Here is an 18,791-nt window from a genome sequence, read left to right as displayed (position 1 = left end):
TCGCAATTCATGCCCTACAGTTCCCCGGCATTCAGCATCCGGACCACCGACGTCTTCGACGCCTGGTTTGCCGGCCTGCCCGATCGCATCGCCAAGCGCCGCATCCAGGCGCGCATCGACCGCCTGTCGATGGGCAATCCCGGCGACTGGAAATCCGCCGGCGCGCCCGTCGTCGAAATGCGCATCGATCATGGGCCCGGCTACCGCGTCTACTACGTCCGGCGCGCGACGATCTGGGTCATCCTGCTTGGCGGCGGCGATAAATCGACGCAACAGGCCGACATACGCGCCGCGCACGCAATGCTCGCGCACCTCGACATGGAGTGATCGATGGACAAGATCAAGACGCGGCCGTGGGATTCGGCCGAACACCTGAAAACCGAAGACGACATGGCCGACTACTTCGACGCATGCCTGCAGGAAGCCGGCGACGATCCGGCCTTCATCGCGCACGCGCTCGGCGTGATCGCCCGCGCACGCGGCATGTCGCAGGTCGCGCGCGATGCGGGCCTGTCGCGCGAAGGGCTGTACAAGGCGCTGTCGCACGACGGCAATCCGAGCTTCGGCACGATCCTGAAAGTCATCAAGGCGCTCGGCCTGCAATTGCACGGCGCCAAGGCTGCCGCGTGACCTGGCGGCGCACGGCGTCGCGCTGCCCGCGCAACGTCCGTGCCCGCGTCAATGCAGCCAGCCGGCCGCCCAGCGCGGCGCGAGCGACACCCGATACGACCCTTGCCCGATCAGCCCGCCGGCCTGCGTGCCATCGATGCGTCCGGTCGTCCGGATGGTATATCGGCCCCTTAAAGGCATCGAACACCTCCATACTCGTCGGGACGACAGAAACCGGTGGGCACGCATCGGCGACGCCTGTCGTCACGCGTCGACCTCCATTGATTTCCAATCTGGTAGGTCTCCTGTTGTTCATCTCACGCGACAACGCTTCGGCGCGCGCACCGCCGAAGTCATTTCATTCCCATTGACGTATTACGCTAAACGTAATACCCTGACCGTAATGATCGATTCGTTCCGATGCAAAGACACGCAGTTGCTTTTCGCAGGAGAAACGCCCAAGCGCTTCCGCGCGATCGAAACGGTTGCCACCCGGAAACTGCAAATGATTGCCGCAGCGAAGGAACTGCGCGATTTGCGGGCGCCTCCCGGCAACAGGCTCGAGGCGTTGCAAGGCGATCGGGAAGGTCAGCACAGCATCCGCATCAACGAGCGATGGCGGATTTGTTTCGTATGGAGCGACGATGGCCCCGCCCAGGTCGAGATCGTCGACTATCACTGACTGGAGCTTCGCATGCTCAAGAACGGAATGCGCCCGATTCATCCGGGCGAAATCCTTCGGGAAGAATTCCTCGTTCCGCTGGAACTGAGCGTCAACGCGCTGGCGCTCGCGTTGAACGTGCCGGCAACGCGGTTGCACGAAATCGTCAAGGAACGGCGCGGAATCACGGCCGATACGGCCTACCGGCTCGGGCGCTACTTCGATACGTCGCCGGAATTCTGGCTGAACCTGCAAGCCACGTACGACCTCAAGACGCTGCCGACGCGCAGCGAGATCGACCGCAAGGTCGAACCGCGCGAACGCACGCACGCGTAGGCACGCAGTCCGTCGTTCGTTCGCGTGGCCGCGTCAATGCAGCCACCCGGCCGCCCAGCGCGGCGCGAGCGATACCAGATACAACCCGAGCCCGATCAGCCCGCCGACCAGCGTGCCGTTGATGCGGATGTACTGGAGATCCTTGCCGATGTTCAGCTCGATCTGCCGCGACATCTCGCGCGCATCCCAATTGCGCACCGTGTCGCGAATGTGACGCATCAGGAAATCGGCGAAATCGGGCGCCATCTCATGCACGGCCTTCTCGACGTGCTCGTTCAGCGACGCACGCAGCACCGGGCTCTCGGCGAGCCGCGCGCCGAGCCAGCCGCCAAGCGTCGCGGCCTGCCTGTGCAGCGCCGAATCGGGGCGCGCGAGATCGGCCTTCAGCCACGCGCGCAACTGGTCCCACAAGTCGCGCACATACTCGTTGAACGCATCGCCGTCGCGAATATAGCGCTTGATCTCCTCGCCCTTCGCGATGAACGCGGGGTCGTGCTTCAGCCGCTCGGTCAGCCGCACGACCGTCCGGTCGAAGCGTTGCCGCAGCTCGTGCTCGGGGTCGGCGGCGACGCCTTCGAGCACGCGGCTCACCGCGCTCGCGAGCATTCGCGCGCCGTTCTCGCCGAACCACTGCGTCGGCATGATCTTCTCGACCTTCGGGTATTGCGTCTTCAGCCATTCGACGATGAAGCCCGCGATCACCTCGCGGTTCTCTTCCTTGTCGAGCACGTCGACCACCTGTTCGATCGCGTCGTCGAGCAGCGCCTGGTGACGGCCGTCCTTCGTCAGCGTGTCGAGGATCGCGCCGGCCGATTGCGACAGGTCGACCCGGTCGATCACCGCGCGGAACGCATCGTGGACGAACGACTGAATCCGCGCGTCGTCGGTCATGTCCAGCGCGAAGCTCGTCAGCTTCGTCACGTAGCCGCCGAGTGCGTCGGTATTCGCCGGCTCGCCGAGCCACGCGCCGAGCTTCTGCGCGGGATCGTGCTGGCGGATCTGCGCGGCGAGCGCGTCGGGGCCGAGGAATTTCTCGCGCACGAACACCGCGAGGTTGTCGGCGATCTTGTCCTTGTTCTTCGGAATGATTTCGGTATGGCGCGACACGAACGGGATCGGCACGCGGCGGAACAACGCGACGACCGCGAACCAGTCGGCGAGCGCGCCGACCATCGCGGCTTCGGCCACCGCCTTGAAGCCGTCGACCCACGGGCCGCGCGGCAGCAGGATGGTGGCGACGAACACCGCGACGGCCGCCAGCAGCAGCCACAGCGCACGGCGCTTGCTTCGTTTCAGTTCGAGGGCTTTGTCTGGCGTCATGGAGGACGGGCGAATCGGCGATGCCGCTAATATCCCCGATTTCGCCGCAACCGACAAACCCGCCGCCGCGCCCGGCACGCCCGGCACGCCCGGCGCACCCAGCGCACACGCGCCGCGCGCGCCGCCGCTACATGAACGTCTTCAGATTGACCGCCGGATCGGCCAGCTTCGCCGGATCGGGCACCGCGCCCGCCGCGATCAACCGCCGCGACGCACCGATGTCGCGCCCGAGGTTCGCCGCGGCCACCGCGACGATCCTGCCGTCGTCGCCGAGCCCGAACACCGTGAACGGCCCGCTCGCGGGATCGCCGCGCACGACGGTCGTGCGTTCGCTGCCGAACAGCCCGAGCATCTGCAGGTTGCAATCGTACTGATCGGACCACAGCCACGGCAGCTCGGCATAGCGCTCGTCGGCGCCGAGCAGGTTCGCGGCCGCGACGGCCGGCTGGTTTTCGGCCACCTGCCACGATTCGATCCGTACGTGGCGCTCAAGCAGCGGATTGAAGTGCATCGTCACCTCGCCCGCCGCGAAGATCGCGGCATCGGCCGTGCGGCAGCCCGCGTCGACGCGTATCCCGTTGTCGACGTCGAGCCCGGCGGCCTGCGCCAGTTCGACGTTGGGCACGACGCCGATACCGACCACGACGATGTCGGCCGGCACGTCGCCGCGATCGGTTTCGACGACGGCGCCGCCGTCCGGCGCGCGGCGAATCGCGCGCGGCAGCGTCGCCATCCGGAAACGCACGCCGCGCGCATCGTGCAATTGCCGCGCATACGCGCCGACGGCTTCCGGTAACGCACGCTGCAGCAGGCGCGCGGCCGGGTCGATCACCGTCACGTCGCAGCCGAGCTGGCGTGCGGCCGCCGCGACCTCGAGGCCGATGAAGCCGCCGCCGAGCACCGCCACGCGGCGTCCGGGCGCAAGTTGCGCACGCAACGCACGCGCATCCGCCACGGTACGCACGTAATGCGGCACGATACCTGCGTCGACCGGGCCGCCGAACGTCCGCACGCGCGAGCCCGTCGCGAGCACGAGCTTCGCGTACGGCAACGTCGCACCGTCGTCGAGCCGCACGCGCCGTGCGTCCCGCTCGATCGCTTCGACGCGCGCGCCGAGCCGCAGCTCGATGCGTTGCGCGTCGTACCACGCGGCATCGCGGATGAACGCACGCTGCTCGCCGCCGTCGCTCAACAGCGCATCCTTCGACAGCGCCGGCCGGTCGTACGGCAACTCGCGCTCCGCGCCGATCATCACGATGCGCGCCGCGGCGTCGCGCTCGCGCAGCGCCTCGGCCGTGCGCCGCGCCGCATGGCCGGCGCCGACGATCACGAACGGATCAGCCGACATTGACTTCCACCTGTCCGTCGACGATCCGGATCGGATAGGTCCGCACCGGCTCGGTGATCGGCGCGCATTTCGGCGCGCCGGTGCGAATGTCGATCAGCCCCTGGTGCAGCGGGCATTCGACGCAGCCGTCCTCCACATAGCCTTCGGACAGCCGCGCATGCCCGTGCGTGCAAAGGTCGTGCATCGCGAACAGTTCGTCGCCGATCCGGAACACGGCGATCGGCTTCTGGCCGGCGACGCGCGCCGCCGGTTCGTCTTCGGAGAATTCGTCGAAAGCGCCGAGCGGATGCCACTCGGCCAGCGTTGCTTCGGTCATGTCGATTCCTTGCTTCTTCAGATCGGTCGGATCGGTCAGATCGGCGTCGCGAGCAGCGTCTGCACGCGCGACGTGTCGTAGATCACGCGCTTGGTCTTGTAGCGCAACCCATCGGGCGTGCGCACGACCGTGTCGTAGTACTTGCCGGCCTGGTACACGTTCGATTCGCCGTTGCTGCGGGTCTGCACGACCACGTAGTTGCTCTCGGTGTCGATTTCGCCGTCGCGTTCGGCGACGATCGTCAGGCCCGACGTCATGTGCCGGTACGTATGCGCTTCGTAGATGTTCGCGTGCCGCAGCGACACCACGCGGTCGCGCAGCATCCGCTGGTTCGTGCAGTGCACGATCCCTACCGGCAGCCCGAGATCGGCGTTCTCCTTCGGCACGATTTCGTACGTGCAGTCCTCGGTGAACATTTCCGGCCAGTGTTCGAGCCGATCATTGTCGAGATGCCCGATGTAGCGGTTCTGGAGCATGTAAATCTCGAACCACGTCTTCATGTCTTCCGTCATTTTCTGCTCCTGCCTCAATAGCCCATCAGCTTCTGGTAGCCGACCCAGAACTTGCGGATCAGGCTCTCGGTGATCACCGTGTCCTGCTGGTCCGGATTGCCGCGCGACATCTCGATCACCGACGTCGCGTCGGCGTCGCGCACCGTGCCGCGCTGCACGAGCTCGGTCGCTTCCGTGTCCTCCATCGAGATATAGCCGGCCGGCCCGACGAGGTTCGCCTGCTTGATGCGCAGCGCGCGCAGCTCGGGCGTGTCGTCCGTATAACCGAAGAAGTGGAAGATCAGCTCGAAGTTGTCCGGCCCCTTCGGCAGGATCTGGCGCGCGACCAGCGTGTTGTGGATCTGCTGGATCACGAGCTGCGGGAAGATCGGCTGGATATGGTTCGTGCAGTCCTCGTCGTATTCCGACACGAGATCGAGAATCGATTCGTCCTCCAGATGAAAGCCTTCGTCGAACGAACGGATGTTCTGCTGCTTGTACGCCGCCGACGTATCGTCGCCCGTCTTCGTCACCGTGATGATGCTGTGCAGCCCGTGGTTCGCGTCCGGAATCGAGCGCGCCTTCATCCCGACGCGGAAGATGTTGAAGGTCGTATGGAACAGGTGCAGCATGCTCGCGTGATACGGGTCCTTCACGTTCTCCATGTACAGCTTCCAGTTCGACTTCGAATACTGGCGCGTGCAGCCGAGATACTCGATCGGCTTGTGGAAGATCCGGTCGATCCACGGGCGCATCTGCTCGCCGAGATACTCGGGCAGCGGCGCGACCTCGTCGCTGAAGGTCGCGAACACGAGCCCGCGATAGCTGTCGACGCGCAGCTTGCGCAGCCCGTGCCGTTTCGGATCGAAATCGGCCGGCATCCCGGTCATGCCCTTCTGGCCGCGCCGGAACGGCACGCCGAGCAGGTTGCCCTGGTTGTCGAAGCTCCACTGGTGATAGACGCACGTGTGCGAACTCGCATTGCCGCGCGACTTGCGGCACACCTGCGCGCCGCGGTGCGCACAGCGGTTCACCCACGCGGACAGCGCGCCGTCCTCGGTGCGGGTGACGACCACCGGCGTATCGCCGACGAACGTGCTCTTGAAGTCGCCCGCGTTCGGGATTTCCGCTTCGAGCGCGACGAAATTCCACGTCGGCCCGCGGAAGATGCGTTCCTGCTCGCGATCGTAGACCGCCTGCGAGCTGAACACCTTGTACGGCACGCGCGAGCCGTCGTCGTGCGGAAAGGTCACGTCGGATGCGTCGCCGCGCGCGGCGAAAACGACGGGCGATTCTGTCTGCTCCATGTCGGACTCCTTGTCGATCCGTTGCGTTGAATGCATGGAGCCGATTTTTGAAACGCTAATATTCGGCGTCTATCCGGAAAGTGCGATTGCGGCGGCGCAATATCCACTTTCGGCGGATTTCTGCGCTAGCATGACGGCACACGCGACCGGCGCACGAGCGCGGCCCATTCGTCGGATCGAAGCGCGCGTCGTCCATACCAAGGCTGAGGCCCATGTCCCCAACGTCGTTCGAGCCGCTCGCGCTGCGTGCGCACCGGCTGTTCGAATCCCGCGATCTCGACGAGACGCGCGAGCGGATCTCGCGTGTGATGCAGCCGCACGCGCTGCTGCCGAACGGCCGCGTGCACGGTGCGTCGCACATGGATTTCGTCAGGCTGGGCGGCCTCGGGATCGGCACGATCGCGTTCGGCGACGCGATGCGCGTGCAGGTCGACGCCGTCGACGGCTACTACCTGCTGATGTTCTGCCTGTCCGGTCAGGCACAAGTGCGCGCGATGGGGCGGCAGCTCGGCGTCGACGGGCAGACCGGCGTGCTGTGCGCGCCCGGCGAGCGCTTCGACGCGATGCTGTCGGCCGATTGCGAGCAGTTCGTGCTGCGCATCGACGCGGCGACCGTCGGTTCGCTGACCGGCGATCCGCGCGCGACGCTCGACCCCGTGCTGCACATCAGCGACGCCGCGCTCGCCGCGTGGCGCCAGCAACTGATGCTCGTCGCGCGGTCGCCCGAGCTGCTCGAACGCGCGAACGCGAACCCGCGGGTCGCATCGCAGCTCGAGCATCTGCTGATCGACCTGCTGATCGAAGGTCATCCGCCGTCCGCGCTGCAGGCGTCGCATCGCGACCCGGCGCCGGGCTTCGTCCGGCGCGCGCAGGAATTCGTCGATGCGCACTATGCGCAGCCGCTGCAGCTCGCCGATATCGTCCAGGCCGCCAACGTGCCCGAACGAACGCTGCGCGACGCGTTCCTGCAATTCCGCGGCATGAGCCCGATGCAATACCTGCGCGCGACGCGGCTCGCGCACGCGCGCGAACTGCTGCGCGGCGCGGCGTCCGACCGGCGGATCGCCGATATCGCGCTCGATTGCGGATTTACGCACCTCGGCCGGTTCGCCATGGCGTATCGGGAGAAGTTCGGCGAATCGCCGTCGGACACGCTCGACGGAAAGCGGTAGCCCGGACGCGCGGGCATGCCGATCTTCCCGATCTGCCTGCCCTGCCCGGCCCGTCCGATCTCCCCGGCCTTCCCGGCCGTCCCGACCTTCCCGGCGTGCCCGGCGTGCCCGACCCTCCGATCTGCCTGCCGCCTCGCCCGCGGTAGCCGCATGCCGATGCCCACCGACATCGCCCCGCAACAGACCTCGCACATGCGTCCGCTCGCCGCCGCCGGGCCGGACCGTTAGTTGCAGTCGAGAGACGGGCGACTTCTCTACGCGGCCGGCACGATCATCTCCCGCGCAATCGCGCAGAACGCCGCCGTGGCAGCGCTTTCGCCGTGCAGCCGGCGGCTCATGATGATCGGCGACGTCGCGCCCGGCTCCGGCAGCCGCCGATAGACGACGCCCTTCACGCGCACGCCCTCCACGCTCTCCGGCACCAGCGACACGCCCACCTGGGCGGCGACGAGCCCGAGCGCCGTCTGCAGTTCGCGCACCTCGTGCACGGCCGCCGGCACGACCGCCCCGTCGCGCAGCGCCGACAACTGCTGATCGGCGAAGCTCGGCCGCGGCGTGCTCGGATAGACGATCATCGTCTCGTTCGCGAGATCCGCGAGCGTCAGCGGCCGGGCCGGATCGGCGAGCCGATGCCCGACCGGCAGCGCCGCGATCAGCTTCTCCTCGATCAGCGCCTCGCGCACCAGTTGGTCGTCGTCGAAGCGCAAGCGGCCGAACCCCACGTCGATCCGCCCGCCCTTCAGCGCGCCCAGTTGTTCGAGCGTGAACATCTCGATCAGCGACAGCTCGACGTCCGGCTGCGCCTCGCGAAACGCACGGATCACGTCCGGCAGCGCGCCGTACAGCGTCGACGGCACGAAACCGATCACGATCCGCTCCGACAGTTGCGCGAGCCGCCGCGTCAGCGGCCCGAGCTCGTCGGCCTGGTCGACCAGACGTTTCGCCTGGGCATAGAACACGCGCCCGGCATCGGTCAGTTTCAGCGGCCGCGCGCCGCGCTCGAACAGCGGCAACCCGATCTCGTCCTCGATCGCCTGGAGCTGGCGGCTCAGCGGCGGCTGCGTCATGTGCAGCCGCTCCGCGGCCCGCGTGATGTTCATTTCCTCGGCGACGGCGATGAAGTAACGGAGCTGACGCAATTCCATTTCATGCCTCAAAGGTATGGAAGTAGTCGGAAAGAGTGTTGGACGACGCGGGGCGGGAATTCCTACCATGTGCACCAACAGGAGGAATCGCATGATAGCAACCGCCGCCACCATCGAGCGCATCGAGACGTTGCTGGTCGATGTGCCGACGATCAGGCCCCACAAATTGTCGGTCGCCACGATGAATTGCCAGACGCTCGTATTGGTCCGAATTCGATGCACGGACGGTATCGAAGGCGTCGGCGAGGCGACGACCATCGGCGGCCTCGCCTATGGCGAGGAAAGCCCCGAAAGCATCAAGGTCAACCTCGACACCTATTTCGCGCCGCTGTTGCAAGGCATGGACGCGACGCGCCCCGGCGCCGCGATGGCGCGGGTGCGCAAGCTGTTTCAGGGCAACCGCTTCGCGAAGTGCGCGATCGAGACCGCGCTGTTCGACGCGCAGGCGCAGCGTCTGGGCGTGCCGCTGTCCGAGCTGTTCGGCGGGCGGCGGACCGATGCGGTCGATGTCGCATGGACGCTCGCGAGCGGCGACACGCAGCGCGACATCGCGGAAGCCGAAGCGATGCTCGAAGCCCGCCGCCATCGTGCGTTCAAGCTGAAGATCGGCGCGAACGCGGTCGCCGACGACGTGGCGCACGTCGTCGCGATCAAGCGCGCGCTCGGCGAGCGCGGCGACGTGCGGGTCGACGTGAACCAGGCCTGGAGCGAAACCGATGCGATCTGGGCCGGCGCGCGGCTCGCCGACGCCGGCGTGAGCCTCGTCGAGCAGCCGATCGCCGCGACCAACCGTGCGGGGCTGAAACGCCTCACGCAGCTCGCGCAGGTGCCGATCATGGCCGACGAGGCGCTGCACGGCCCCGTCGACGCGTTCGCGCTCGCGCAGGATCGCGCGGCCGACGTGTTCGCGGTGAAGATCGCGCAATCGGGCGGCCTGCAGGGCGCGGCGAGCGTCGCGTCGATCGCCGCGGCGGCCGGCATCGAACTGTACGGCGGCACGATGCTCGAAGGCGCGGCCGGCACGATGGCGTCCGCGCAACTGTTCAGCACGTTCGACTCGCTGAAATGGGGCACCGAACTGTTCGGCCCGCTGCTGCTCACCGAGGAGATCCTCGTCGAGCCGCTGCGCTACCAGGACTTCAAGCTGCATCTGCCGGCAGCGCCCGGCCTCGGCCTCACCTTCGACTGGGCCCGCATCGAACGGATGCGGCGCGACGCCCGCTGATTCCCACACGACAACCGAAACCGGAGACACAGATGAACAAGCAAGCCATCGACGCACTGCTGAAGACCTTCGACGACGCCGCCGAGAAGCCCGGCAACCCGCGCGTGCGCGCGATCGTCAACCGGATCGTGAAGGACATCTGCTACACGATCGAGGACTTCGACGTGCAGCCGAGCGAGTTCTGGACGGCCCTGAACTTCCTGAACGAAGCCGGCCGCGAATTCGGGCTGATCGCCGCGGGCCTCGGCCTCGAACGCTTCCTCGACGTGCGGATGGACGAAGCCGAGGAAAAGGCCGGCATCCACGGCGGCACGCCGCGCACGATCGAAGGGCCGCTGTATGTCGCCGGCGCGCCGGAATCGGTCGGCCATGCACGGCTCGACGACGGCACCGATCCGGGCCAGACGCTGATCATGCGCGGCCGGGTGCTCGGCCAGGACGGCGCGCCGCTCGCGAACGCGCTGGTCGAGGTGTGGCATGCGAACCACCTGGGCAATTACTCGTACTTCGACCCGTCGCAGCCCGCGTTCAATCTGCGCCGCTCGATCCGCACCGATGCCGAAGGCCGTTACAGCTTCCGCAGCGTGCTGCCGGTCGGCTACAGCGTGCCGCCGGGCAGCAAGACCGAGCAACTGCTCGACCAGCTCGGCCGCCACGGCCATCGTCCGGCGCACATTCACTTCTTCGTTTCCGCGGACGGGTATCGTAAGCTGACGACGCAGATCAACATCGATGGCGATCCGCATCTGTGGGACGACTTCGCGTTCGCGACGCGCGACGGGCTGATCCCGCCGGTCAGGCAGGCGGAGGGCGCGGAAGGCAAGCCGTACGGCGTCGACGGGCAGTTCGCGCTGATCGACTTCGATTTCTCGCTGCTCAAGGACAAGCAGGACGTGCCGGGGAGCGAAGTCGATCGGCCCCGCGCGCAGGCGTGAGCGCCCGTCCCGTTCGACGAATCGACAACGCAAGGAGTGCAGGATGCTGTTTCATGTGGAAATGACCGTTCGCCTGCCGGCGGACATGGATCCGGTCAAGGCGGCGACGCTGAAGGCGGAAGAAAAGGCGATGTGCCAGCGGTTGATGAACGAAGGCGTGTGGCGGCATCTGTGGCGGATCGCCGGGCAGTATGCGAACGTCAGTATCTTCGACGTCGACAGCGTGCAGCAACTGCACGACGTGCTGAGTCAGTTGCCGCTGTTTCCGTATATGGAGATGGAGGTGCGGGCGCTGTGCCGGCATCCTTCGTCTGTGCGGGAAGACGATCGGTAAGCAACGATGCATCGCGACCGTGACCGACGGCCGCGAGATGCACGCCCCGGGCGGCCGGCGATGTCACGCAGGCCGCCCGGGGCGTTTTGCATTCGGCGACGGTGACCCGCATCGCCGCGCATCGACGTGCGCAGCTCCTGTCACGCGGCCAGATGCGCGGCGAACCCCACCGTCCCCGGCGCGATCTCCTCTTTCAGCGTCAGCGCCGGAATCTCGTAGTCGCCCGCGTTCTGGCGGCGGAACGGAATCGGCGGCGTGGTCCACAGATCGTCGAGACGCTGGCCGAGCGCCGTACACGTTTCGTCGAAGCGCGCGGCGTTCATCTTGCCCGTCCGATAGATCACGAACGGCGGCAGCACGTCGAACCCCGGGTAATACAGCACGCCGTGCTGGATCGGGAACAGCAAGTCGTCGATCGGCCCGTTGATGCCGCGCGGGCTGTAGTGCGGCTCCCATCCGCCCGTCGTGACGACGATCATCGCCCGCTTGCCGGCCAGCGAGCCTTCGCCGTAGCGATCGCCCCAGTGCGTATCGGAATGCTCGCCGACGCCGTACGCAAAACCGTACGCATACACGCGCTCGAACCAGCCCTTCATGATCGCCGGCATCGAGAACCACCACAGCGGAAACTGCAGGATCACCGCGTCGGCCCACTTCAGCTTGTCCTGCTCCCGCGCGATGTCTTCGCTTTGCGTACCTGCCGCGAACGCGCGCTTCGAATCGAGCGACGGATCGAACCGCGCGTCATGCGTGCGATCGGTCACGTCATTCGCATCGAGTACCGCCTTCCAGTTCATCGCATACAGGTCGCTCACCTGCACCGCGTGACCGGCCGCTTCGAGATGGCCGACGGCGAAGTCGCGCAGCGCGCCGTTCAGCGACCGCGGTTCGGGATGGGCATACACGATCAGCACATTCATGCTCGTCACTCCGTGGATTGAATGACTGCAGGATGCCGCCTTAGACGGTATATTTGAAATGAATTTCGGATATTCCAGCTATAGCCATGAATAATCTCAGAAGGCTCGACCTGAACCTGCTCGTCACGCTGGACGTGCTGCTCGCCGAGCACAACGTCACGCGCGCGGCCGAGCGGCTGAACATGTCGCAGCCGTCGGTCAGCGTGCAGCTGCAGAAACTGCGCGACGTGTTCGGCGATCCGCTGCTGCTGCCGGGGCCGCGCGGGATGCGGCCGACCGCACGCGCGGAAGCGCTGCGCGAGCCGTTGCGCGACGCGCTCGAAGCGGTCGAGCGCACGGTGCTCCCGGCCGCGCCGTTCGATCCCGCGACCGCGACGAACACGTGGCGCGTGGCCGCGACCGACTACGGCGAATCGACGATCGTGCTGCCGGCGCTGCACACGCTGCGGTCGACCGCGCCCGGCACGCGGCTGGCCGTCATCGAGCTCGTACCGCCGCGCATCGAGCAGGATGCCGAACGAAACGGTGTCGACCTCGCGTTCCATACGACCGAAGGGTCGCCGCCCGGCATGCGGCGCCTGCCGCTGTTCGTCGAGCGCTACGTGCTGATCGGCCGTGCCGGCCACCCGAAGCTGAAGCGGCGCCCCACGCTCGCGCAGTTCGGCACGCTCGAGCACGTGATCGTGTCGCCCGACGGCGGCGGCTTTTTCGGCGTGACCGATGAAGCGCTCGCGAAAGTCGGCGCCGCACGGCGCGTCGTGCTGTCGGTACCGCACTTCCTGTTCGTGATGTCGGCCGTCGCGAGCACCGACCTCGTCGCGATGCTGCCCGAGCGGCTGGTGCGCGGCGTGCCCGCGCTGCGCGTGGTGGACGCACCGGTCGAGGTGCCCGGCTATGAAATGTCGATGCTGTGGCACGAGCGCATGCATCGCGATCCGGCGCATCGATGGCTGCGGGAAACGATCGCGGCGGCGGTGTAGATCGTTCGCCCGATCGACGCGATTCGCCGCGTCGATCGCCGACGCACGGGATCCTGCATTCGGGACTTGAAACCGCATCGAACACTGTATATATTTACAGTGCTTTTGCACCATTTGACCCGAATTCCGTCATCCACAGACGAACGGACTTTTGTGAGGCGACCATGTTCCAGGCTTCCGCATTCGATCCCGAGCAACCCGGCTTCAATCCCGTCCACTTCGAGCGCGCCGCGCAGCGAGCGGTCGTCGATCTGCAGCGTGTCGTCGGCGGCCCCGCGCAGCGGGCGCTCGGCCTGCGCCGCCGCACCCACCCGGCGGCCGTGCGCACGATGAGCTGGCAGGCGCTGCTGAACGTCGAAGAGCTGGCGTTCTCGAATCCCGGTTTCCTGAACCGCAACGATCCGGCCGTCGTCGACGCGTTCATCCGGCTGCGCGACAGCCGGCTGGTCGCCGCGGACGTCGAGGAGCCGGTCGACTGGCGCCGCGACGACGACGATCTGCCGGCCGTCTATCTGATCGTCAAGGCGATGCTCGAAGCGGAAGAGGAAGAGCGGGCCGAAGCGGCCTGAGCCGCGCCGGCGATCGCGGCCACCGTCGGCCGAGCTCGCGTCGCCGCCTTGCGCGGCCGTGCGGTCGGCACTGCGGCTCGCCGCAGTTCCGCACCGGCGAATCGGCGCATCGGGCGGCAAGCCGCGAACCGTCGCGCAGGCTGATCGTCGCCATGCGACGTACGCCGGAGCGGCCGTCGCAGTGGCAACCCGTTACAGCCGCGCCGCTAGCCGCGCGCCCTGATCGATCGCGCGCTTCGCGTCGAGTTCGGCCGCCAGTTCCGCGCCGCCGATCAGGTGCACCGAGCGCCCGGCGGCCTGCAACGGCGCGAGCAACGCACGTTGCGGCTCCTGCCCCGTGCAGAGCACGATCGTGTCGGCTTCGATCAGTTCGTGATCGGTGCGCTGCTCGCCGTACGACACATGCAGCCCGCGCGCATCGATCAGCTCGTAGTTCACGCCGCCGATCATCTTCACCTGCTTCATCTTCAGCGTCGCACGGTGAATCCAGCCGGTCGTCTTGCCGAGCCCCTTGCCGAGCGGGGCGGCCTTGCGCTGCAGCAGCGTCACTTCACGCGCCGGCGCCGACGCCTGTGCCCGCGTCACGCCGCCGCGCGTCGCGGCCGGGTCGGTCACGCCCCACTCCGCTTTCCATTCGTCGAGATCGAGCGTCGGCGACTCGCCGTCCTGCACCAGATATTCGGCGACATCGAAACCGATCCCGCCCGCGCCCACCACCGCGACCCGCCGGCCCACCGGCTGCCTGCCCGCGAGCACGTCGATATAGCTGAGCACGTTCGGCCCGTCCTGCCCCGGAATCTTCGGGTCGCGCGGCGCGACGCCGGTCGCCAGCACGATCTCGTCGTAGCCGCCCGCGACCAGGTCGCTCGCGTCGACACGGCGGTTCAGGTGCAGCTTCACGCCGGTCAGTTCGACCTGCCGGCCGAAGTAGCGCAGCGCTTCATGAAACTCTTCCTTGCCCGGAATCCGCTTCGCCATGTTGAACTGGCCGCCGATCTCGGCCGCGCCGTCGAACAGGTCGACCCGATGGCCGCGCTGCGCGAGCACCGTCGAGCAGGCGAGCCCGGCCGGCCCCGCGCCGACCACCGCGATCCGCTTCGGCTGCGGCGCGGGCGTGTATTTCAGTTCGGTCTCGTGGCACGCGCGCGGGTTCAGCAGGCACGATGCGATCTGGTTCTTGAACGCGTGATCGAGGCATGCCTGATTGCAGCCGATGCAGGTATTGATCTCGTCGGCACGGCCCTGCGCGGCCTTGACGACGAACTCGGCATCCGCAAGCAGCGGGCGCGCCATCGACACCATGTCCGCGCAGCCGTCCGCGAGAATCTGCTCGGCCACTTCGGGCCGGTTGATCCGGTTGGTCGTCACGAGCGGAATGCCGACCTCGCCCTTCATCTTCTTCGTCACCCACGCGAACGCGCCGCGCGGCACCGACGTCGCGATCGTCGGCACGCGCGCCTCGTGCCAGCCGATCCCCGTGTTGATGATGGTCGCACCCGCGCGCTCGACCGCCTTCGCGAGCTGCACGGTTTCGCTCCAGTCGCTGCCGTCCGGAATCAGGTCGAGCATCGACAGCCGGTAGATCAGGATGAAATCGCGGCCGACCGCTTCACGCGTGCGCTCGACGATCTCGATCGGCAAGCGCATGCGGTTCTCGTACGAACCGCCCCACTGGTCGGTGCGCTTGTTCGTGTGCATCGAGATGAACTGGTTGATCAGGTAGCCCTCGGAGCCCATGATCTCGACGCCGTCGTAACCGGCTTCGCGTGCCAGCGTCGCGCAGCGCACGAACGCGCGGATCTGCCGCTCGACGCCGCGCGCGCTCAGCTCGTGCGGCGCGAACGGCGAGATCGGCGATTTGATCTTCGACGGTGCGACCGCGAACGGGTGATAACCGTAGCGACCCGTATGCAGGATCTGCAGCGCGATCTTGCCGTCCTCCGCATGCACGGCGCCTGTGATCTCGCGATGCCGGCGCGCGGCGGCCGACGTCGTCAGCATGCCGCCGAACGGCTTGGTCCAGCCGGCCACGTTCGGCGCGAAGCCGCCCGTTACGATCAGGCCGACTCCGCCGCGCGCACGCTCGGCGAAATATTCGGCGAGGCGCGGCAGCGTCTTGCGGCTATCCTCGAGGCCCGTATGCATCGAGCCCATCAGCACGCGATTCTTCAGCGTCGTGAAGCCGAGATCGAGCGGTGCGAGCAGGTGGGGAAAGGGAGTCGTCATGATGATCGGGCCAATAAGCGATGCCTGCCATCGTAGGCGCGCGCCGTCTTGAACGTGAGGGGCCAAACAGCCATAATGCTTGTCATTTCCGGCCAAATCGACATGACTTCCCCGTCTCGCAAGGATCGCCTCGGGCTGCGCCGGCCGACGATTCCGGTCGCCTATACGCGCCTGCTGCTGCAGGCGCTGGCCGCACGCGGCGTCGACCTGGCCGCCGTGCGTGCGGGCACGGGCCTGCGCGACGCGGTGCTGGCCGAACCGGACGCACGCGTCGCGCCGTCGCAATGGGGGCGGCTCGTACTCAACGCGATCGAAATCGGCGGCGATCCCGGTATCGGGCTCGCATTCGGGCTGCTGCTGAAGCCGACCGTGCACGGCTTTCTCGGCTACGCGACGCTGACCGCGCGGGACATCCGCGAAGCGCTGTCGGTCACGCAGCGCTACTTCCGGATGCGCAATCGCCAATACCGGCTGACCTATGCGGAAGACGAACGCGGCGCGACGCTCGAACTGCACGGCGTGCAGGCGAACCCCGTGCTGCAGCACCACGTGATGTTCGAATTCGTGCTCACGGGGCTCGCGCAGAACATCTCGCAGTGGTCGGGGCGCGCGTCACCGCCGATCCGGCTGCAATTCGCGTGGCCGGAGCCCGCATATTTCGCGCGCTATCGCGATACGCTGCCGCCGGTGGCATTCGGCTGCGCGGCCAATGCGCTGTGGATCGCACGCGACGCGCTCGACTGGCCGCTGCCGCTCGCCGACGAAGTCGCGCACCGGCAGGCGCTCGTGCAGGTCGAGCGAGAGTATGCGCAGGTGCGGCAGGACGAAGGCGATCTGGTCGGGCGCGTGCGGGCGGAACTGGCGCGCGCGGCCGGCGATTATCCGGGGCCGGACACGCTCGCCGACGCGCTGCTCGTGTCGACGCGCACGCTGCGGCGCCGGCTCGAGGAAGCCGGATCGAGCTATCGGCAATTGCTCGACGAAGCACGGTTTCGCGACGCCAAGCAGTTGCTCGCCGCGTCGGATCTCGACCTGAAGACGATCGCCGAACGGCTGCAATTCACCGACCCGGCGAATTTCACGCGCGCGTTCCGGCGTTGGGCCGGGCAGACGCCGAGCGCGTATCGGGAGGCGGCGGGGGTGGCACGCGACTGATGCGAAACACGCGCGCAGCGCGTCAGCGGCCGATATGAATCCGCGCGCCGCCGTCCCCCTCGCCCGCGTCGATCCGCACGTCGCCCGTAGCGGCGGCGATCGCGTCGTACACATCGTCGCTCACGCACACCACCGGCACCGCGATCGCATACAGCTCGGCGGCCACGATCGCGCCGATCGAGATGATCAGGTCGCGCTCCTTCAGCACGATCGCAACCGGCCCCGTGCCGTTGCGCACGGCTTCCGCGAGCACGCTGCTGCTTGAGCTCGAGCCCTTCGCGTGCGGCATCACCATCACCTTGCCCGCCACGCTCGCGCCGGCCTGCGGATGCCCGCGATCGACGATCCGGCCCGCGCCCGAGTCGTAGCCGCCCCAGAAGCTCAGCGGCTTGTCGAGAACGAACGGGCGCGCACACGCGCTGCCCGGCACGAGCGTGTCGCCCGTCAAGAATTGTCCCGTCGCTTCAGTCATCGAATCGCACCTTGCCTTCGTATGCGGACCGCACGCATTCGCGCATGCTGCCGTACGCGACCGTCACGCCGATGTTCGCGGGCGCATACGACGCCCATTTCCCCGAGTTGGTCATCACCAGCCCCGACAACCGCTTCATCACCGGCGTGATGTACGTGCAGGTATCGACAACGATCTGGACGCCGCGCGCGGCAAATTTCTCCGCGAGACCGGCTTGCTCCAGCTCCCACAAAATGAAGCGGCTCGTGTTCACGTAGAAATCGCAGGCCGGCTGGCCGTCGAACGCGTCGAGCAACGTGTCGAGCGTGCGGAATTCGGCCAGCGAAAAATGCGGCGTACCGAGCGCGACCGCGACGAGCGCGTCGCCGGCCGCGCCGTGATTCAGCGTGCGGCGAATCTCGTCGAGATCGGCCATCGTGATGTCGATCGTGCGTTGCGCCGCCTGCCCGTGCAACGCGGCATCGAGCGTCGGCGCCTCGGGCGTCACGCCGACCGCATGGAACAGCGCGACGGCACCGCTCGACGCGGCGGCCGCGCCGAGCGCCTTGAGCTCGTCCTCGGTGGTGTCCGCCGGCAGCCCGACGATCGCCGGCACGACGGCGCCCGCGAACTTGCCGACCGCCAAACCGAGCGCGGCGAAATAGATGTCGCGCGACGGCAGGCGGCTGAAGTCCGGCGCATTGAACACGATCCGCGCGGCGCGATTCGCGTCGACATGCAGCCCCGCATACGGCGCACGCCCGGTGATCGCGGCGGCCAGGTCGAGAAAATCGCCGTAACGGCTCGTGCGCGCGCCGAGCACCGAGTTCGCGAACACGATCGCATTCGATTCTGCCCACGCGATCTGCTCGCCCATCGCAGGGCGATTCTTCAGTTGATACGGCGCACACGTGAAACTCGATTCGCAGCCGAGCAGCACATGCGCGTCCATCAGGCGCTGCGCATCGCGCTGGATCGTGCGGTCGCCGTGGTACAGCTCGGGATGGATCAGATCGAGCGACCCGACGTTCAGCGTGGTCGGCACCGCGACCTTCGCGCCCGTCTCGACGAAATAGTCGACGAAGTCGAGGCTCGCCTGGCCGTGATACAGACAGCCGTCGATGTGGGCGGACGTAATGTCGATCAGGTGCGGCGCGGACATCACGTGCGCCGTACGCGCCACGATTCGCATCGCGCGGGCGACGCCGTCGCCGAAATCCCCGCGCAACATCGCGTCGTCGCGGTCACTCAACTGCAGCATCGATTGCTCCTCTGACTCGTGCCGGCGGCG

General features: G+C 67.3%; 21 protein-coding genes. 11 read left to right on the top strand and 10 right to left on the bottom strand.

Annotation, left to right across the window (positions count from 1 at the left end):
• The first annotated feature begins 9 nt into the window (after positions 1–9).
• The 4 genes from WT97_RS17265 to WT97_RS17250 all read left to right on the top strand — a co-directional run bounded on the left by WT97_RS17265 (position 10) and on the right by WT97_RS17250 (position 1,606).
• Positions 10–327 (top strand): type II toxin-antitoxin system RelE/ParE family toxin, encoded by a 318-nt coding sequence (locus tag WT97_RS17265; RefSeq protein ID WP_257128505.1) that lies wholly within the window; start codon positions 10–12, stop codon positions 325–327.
• 3 nt (positions 328–330) lie between these two features.
• Positions 331–630: an addiction module antidote protein gene (locus WT97_RS17260; RefSeq protein WP_006490972.1), complete on the top strand. Its 300-nt coding sequence runs from the start codon at positions 331–333 to the stop codon at positions 628–630.
• A 382-nt stretch (positions 631–1,012) separates the two neighbouring features.
• Positions 1,013–1,291, top strand: a complete 279-nt coding sequence (locus tag WT97_RS17255) for a type II toxin-antitoxin system RelE/ParE family toxin (protein ID WP_059501305.1) — start codon at positions 1,013–1,015, stop codon at positions 1,289–1,291.
• 12 nt (positions 1,292–1,303) lie between these two features.
• Positions 1,304–1,606 (top strand): HigA family addiction module antitoxin, encoded by a 303-nt coding sequence (locus WT97_RS17250; protein WP_059501307.1) that lies wholly within the window; start codon positions 1,304–1,306, stop codon positions 1,604–1,606.
• 33 nt (positions 1,607–1,639) lie between these two features.
• Here the strand turns inward: WT97_RS17250 and WT97_RS17245 are convergent, their stop codons facing one another.
• The 5 genes from WT97_RS17245 to andAc form a co-directional block, all read right to left on the bottom strand.
• Positions 1,640–2,926, bottom strand: coding sequence for a DUF445 domain-containing protein (locus WT97_RS17245; RefSeq protein ID WP_060353910.1), 1,287 nt, complete (start codon positions 2,924–2,926; stop codon positions 1,640–1,642).
• A 127-nt stretch (positions 2,927–3,053) separates the two neighbouring features.
• A complete protein-coding gene (gene andAa / locus WT97_RS17240) occupies positions 3,054–4,274 on the bottom strand; it encodes an anthranilate 1,2-dioxygenase system ferredoxin--NAD(+) reductase (RefSeq protein ID WP_060353909.1) in 1,221 nt (406 codons plus the stop codon).
• Positions 4,264–4,590, bottom strand: coding sequence for an anthranilate 1,2-dioxygenase ferredoxin subunit AndAb (gene andAb / locus WT97_RS17235; RefSeq protein WP_006479527.1), 327 nt, complete (start codon positions 4,588–4,590; stop codon positions 4,264–4,266). Before andAb ends, andAa begins: the two co-directional genes overlap by 11 nt.
• 35 nt (positions 4,591–4,625) lie before the next feature.
• Positions 4,626–5,102, bottom strand: coding sequence for an anthranilate 1,2-dioxygenase small subunit AndAd (gene andAd, locus WT97_RS17230; RefSeq protein ID WP_059501316.1), 477 nt, complete (start codon positions 5,100–5,102; stop codon positions 4,626–4,628).
• Between the two features lie 14 nt (positions 5,103–5,116).
• Positions 5,117–6,388 carry an anthranilate 1,2-dioxygenase large subunit AndAc gene (gene andAc, locus WT97_RS17225; protein ID WP_060353908.1) on the bottom strand — a complete coding sequence of 424 codons (1,272 nt, stop codon included), beginning with the start codon at positions 6,386–6,388 and terminating at the stop codon, positions 5,117–5,119.
• Between the two features lie 212 nt (positions 6,389–6,600).
• On the opposite strand from andAc, the gene andR reads away from it, so the two are divergent.
• Positions 6,601–7,560 (top strand): anthranilate 1,2-dioxygenase regulatory protein AndR, encoded by a 960-nt coding sequence (gene andR, locus WT97_RS17220; RefSeq protein WP_059501317.1) that lies wholly within the window; start codon positions 6,601–6,603, stop codon positions 7,558–7,560.
• A gap of 254 nt (positions 7,561–7,814) precedes the next feature.
• Here the strand turns inward: andR and WT97_RS17215 are convergent, their stop codons facing one another.
• Complete coding sequence (locus WT97_RS17215) at positions 7,815–8,705, bottom strand: LysR family transcriptional regulator (RefSeq protein ID WP_059793794.1); 891 nt, start codon at positions 8,703–8,705, stop codon at positions 7,815–7,817.
• 91 nt (positions 8,706–8,796) lie between these two features.
• On the opposite strand from WT97_RS17215, the gene WT97_RS17210 reads away from it, so the two are divergent.
• The 3 genes from WT97_RS17210 to catC are packed head-to-tail and all read left to right on the top strand — an operon-like array spanning position 8,797 to position 11,199.
• On the top strand, positions 8,797–9,930 hold the full coding sequence (locus WT97_RS17210; RefSeq protein WP_060353907.1) for a muconate/chloromuconate family cycloisomerase: 1,134 nt from the start codon (positions 8,797–8,799) through the stop codon (positions 9,928–9,930).
• A 32-nt stretch (positions 9,931–9,962) separates the two neighbouring features.
• A complete protein-coding gene (catA, locus tag WT97_RS17205) occupies positions 9,963–10,865 on the top strand; it encodes a catechol 1,2-dioxygenase (protein ID WP_060036705.1) in 903 nt (300 codons plus the stop codon).
• 43 nt (positions 10,866–10,908) lie between these two features.
• On the top strand, positions 10,909–11,199 hold the full coding sequence (catC, locus tag WT97_RS17200; RefSeq protein WP_059825339.1) for a muconolactone Delta-isomerase: 291 nt from the start codon (positions 10,909–10,911) through the stop codon (positions 11,197–11,199).
• 140 nt (positions 11,200–11,339) lie between these two features.
• Here the strand turns inward: catC and WT97_RS17195 are convergent, their stop codons facing one another.
• The gene (locus WT97_RS17195) at positions 11,340–12,119 is read right to left on the bottom strand and encodes an NAD(P)H-dependent oxidoreductase (protein ID WP_059501327.1); all 780 of its coding nucleotides are present in this window, start codon (positions 12,117–12,119) and stop codon (positions 11,340–11,342) included.
• A gap of 86 nt (positions 12,120–12,205) precedes the next feature.
• Here WT97_RS17195 and WT97_RS17190 point away from each other — a divergent pair, with 86 nt between their 5' ends.
• A complete protein-coding gene (locus WT97_RS17190; RefSeq protein ID WP_059501329.1) occupies positions 12,206–13,099 on the top strand; it encodes a LysR family transcriptional regulator in 894 nt (297 codons plus the stop codon).
• Positions 13,100–13,263: 164 nt separating this feature from the next.
• Entirely contained in the window at positions 13,264–13,668 is a 405-nt protein-coding gene (locus WT97_RS17185; RefSeq protein WP_034205328.1) for a DUF2471 family protein, read from the top strand.
• Between the two features lie 192 nt (positions 13,669–13,860).
• Here WT97_RS17185 and WT97_RS17180 read toward each other — a convergent pair whose 3' ends face one another.
• Positions 13,861–15,894, bottom strand: a complete 2,034-nt coding sequence (locus WT97_RS17180; protein ID WP_060353906.1) for an NADPH-dependent 2,4-dienoyl-CoA reductase — start codon at positions 15,892–15,894, stop codon at positions 13,861–13,863.
• A gap of 75 nt (positions 15,895–15,969) precedes the next feature.
• Between WT97_RS17180 and WT97_RS17175 the strand changes: the two genes are divergently transcribed.
• Positions 15,970–17,049, top strand: a complete 1,080-nt coding sequence (locus WT97_RS17175) for an AraC family transcriptional regulator (protein ID WP_060353905.1) — start codon at positions 15,970–15,972, stop codon at positions 17,047–17,049.
• Positions 17,050–17,071: 22 nt separating this feature from the next.
• Here the strand turns inward: WT97_RS17175 and WT97_RS17170 are convergent, their stop codons facing one another.
• Positions 17,072–17,521 carry an aconitase X swivel domain-containing protein gene (locus WT97_RS17170; protein ID WP_060353904.1) on the bottom strand — a complete coding sequence of 150 codons (450 nt, stop codon included), beginning with the start codon at positions 17,519–17,521 and terminating at the stop codon, positions 17,072–17,074.
• Positions 17,514–18,761, bottom strand: a complete 1,248-nt coding sequence (locus WT97_RS17165) for an aconitase X (RefSeq protein WP_060353903.1) — start codon at positions 18,759–18,761, stop codon at positions 17,514–17,516. The genes WT97_RS17170 and WT97_RS17165 overlap by 8 nt, the downstream gene beginning before the upstream one ends.
• Positions 18,762–18,791: the final 30 nt, after the last annotated feature.

Source organism: Burkholderia sp. MSMB1459WGS (genome assembly GCF_001534535.1).
Taxonomy (GTDB): domain Bacteria; phylum Pseudomonadota; class Gammaproteobacteria; order Burkholderiales; family Burkholderiaceae; genus Burkholderia.
This window is presented reverse-complemented; position numbering and strand designations above follow the sequence as displayed.